The sequence below is a fragment of the Vibrio sp. TRT 21S02 genome (assembly GCF_050113675.1).
Classification (GTDB): Bacteria; Pseudomonadota; Gammaproteobacteria; order Enterobacterales; family Vibrionaceae; genus Vibrio.
In genome coordinates, this window is the sequence record NZ_JBNJOI010000052.1 from 1 (window position 1) to 2,165 (window position 2,165).

The 2,165-nt window shown below is 41.3% G+C and carries 2 protein-coding genes; both read left to right on the plus strand.

Annotation, left to right across the window (positions count from 1 at the left end):
- Window positions 1–674 precede the first annotated feature (674 nt).
- Window positions 675–1,112 (plus strand): NUDIX hydrolase, encoded by a 438-nt coding sequence (locus ACQEXU_RS21835; protein ID WP_427012286.1) that lies wholly within the window; start codon window positions 675–677, stop codon window positions 1,110–1,112.
- A gap of 155 nt (window positions 1,113–1,267) precedes the next feature.
- Complete coding sequence (locus ACQEXU_RS21840) at window positions 1,268–1,936, plus strand: hypothetical protein (protein WP_427012287.1); 669 nt, start codon at window positions 1,268–1,270, stop codon at window positions 1,934–1,936.
- The last annotated feature ends 229 nt before the right edge of the window (window positions 1,937–2,165 follow it).

Sequence of the window (2,165 nt, forward strand, 5' to 3'; positions counted from 1 at the left end):
GTGATTCGCAACGCTTGGCAGTTTCGCTTCGCTCAAGTATAGCCAAGCGTTGCTCACACCTTAATGCGGCGTTATGTTTACTTGTATTTCAGAGGCTTAAGGGTCTTAGGCTCTAGTTCTTTGTCCCTCTGGCAATTCGTCCCTAGTAGACTCAGCAAATCCGTATTGTCGGCCTAAGTTCTTGAATCTCTCAGCCCGTAAAGCATGCCAATGTTCTCGGGTTGCTTCATTGTCAGGTCGTGGCAGCTAGCTTCGTGTTTAACTGGCTCAAAGTCGCTTTTAGGTTCTTTGCCAAGTAGCATTTCGGCTTGGCAGTTGCCTCGGCAATTCAACATTGTTTTACGCTTTTGTTGGAAAGATAGCGCACTTGCTGTTGTTTGGTCAGGTTGCCTCATTGGACAGGGAAGTGGACTTACTGGTTTTAGGTTGGCCGCCTTTGGTGGTCAAGTCGGTTCTTACCTTGTGGCTTGGTTCAGAAAACTAGCCAGAAATAGCAGTTCTTTCTCAATTAAGTCAGTTACTTGTGGTAAAACATAACAAACAATTCAACAGTGATTCGCAACGCTTGGCGCTCTCACTTCGGGTTGAATTTAGTGTTTACGGCGCAGTGGTTTAGTTCAGTGGCTGCGCTGCTCACACGTTAATTGGGCGTTATGCGATTAGAGGAATAATTAATGAGAGCACCGTTTCAAGTGTTAGTTTTCCCTTATCAAATCCTCTATGCTCAACCTCGTTACTTAATCGGAAAACGAAGTGATAATGGCGTATGGCAAGCTATTTCTGGAGGTGGTGAGGAGGACGAATCTATACTTGCGGCAGCAAAGCGTGAGCTTGAAGAAGAAACAGGCTTAATTGGCAGTGATTGGAAGCAATTAGACTCAATGTGTATGCTCCCCAAGGTCTACTATGCTGGTCACGAAAATTGGACGAATCATCAGTTTGTTATACCTGAATATTCCCTTTCCGCTAGGGTGTCTGCAGAGCCTCAACTATCAAATGAACATGTAAAATTTCTTTGGTGCAGTTTCCAAGAGGCTAGTGAGCTTTTAAAGTATGACTCAAACAAGATAGCTCTGTGGGAGCTTGAGCAAAGGCTTCAGAGAACACGTTGAAAAATCGCATAACAAGCAATTTAAGAGGGATTCACAACGCTTGGCACTTTTGCTTCTACTTCAAATTTAGTGTTTATGGCACAATGCGTTAGATTGGGTGGTGGCGTTGTTCACCCCTTAATTGGGCGTTATACGTTTCGGTCTGGAGTTAAGAATTGTTTTATAAAGTTAAAATCAGCAAAGAAGTGACGATCAGTTTTTTAGCTTTAGTCTTGTCTGTATTTTCTGCTGGATATATTGTTGGATATCACCAGACAGGCAAAGGCTTCCTTGAAGGTGTAATGGCATCTGTTGTTGCCAGTATTGTGTTTCATTATACGTTAAGTTATTGGGAATCGAAGAAACGACAAAAAGAAGTGTTTAATGTGGTTTTCCCTTATGTCCGCAGTATAATCTCAGATGTAAATTATTCACTGTTCTATGCATCTTCCGAACAATCTGATCCCTCGAAAGTTGATACTATGCTTGAAAGTGACGCCAACGATCTATATGCATTTCTTAGGTCTGATGAGACTTTAGAGCAGTTAAGCAAATTTGTCATCGGACGTCGCTACGGATTTTCGCCTACAAACAAAAGAGAGTTATGGGTTGTTCAATTTACTTATGGGGTTTTGAATCAGCTCAATCAACTTAAGCCGTATTATTACATGTTAGACTCAGAACTATTGGACATTCTCACTAGACTGGAAAATTGTCAGTTTATCTCACTTGTTAAGGCTCAATCTGATGAAATGAATGTGATTTATTCTGGTTTATTGGGTGCGCCTGAGGCCTTAGAGCTGGTTCAAGAGTTGTCAGTCTGGCTAGAAAATAAAAACGCATAACAAGCAATTTAAGAGGGATTCACAACGCTCGGCATTTTTGCATCTACTTCAAATTTAGTGTGTATGGCACAATGCTTTAGGTTTGGGTGTTAGCGTTGTTCACCCCTTAATTGGGCGTTATAATTTTTAATTAGGAAACACACTTTGAAACATTCTATTTTGTCCATATTTGGAATCCTGTTAATTACTGGTTGCTCAAGTGCGCCAGTTTCTAAAGATATACCTCAAT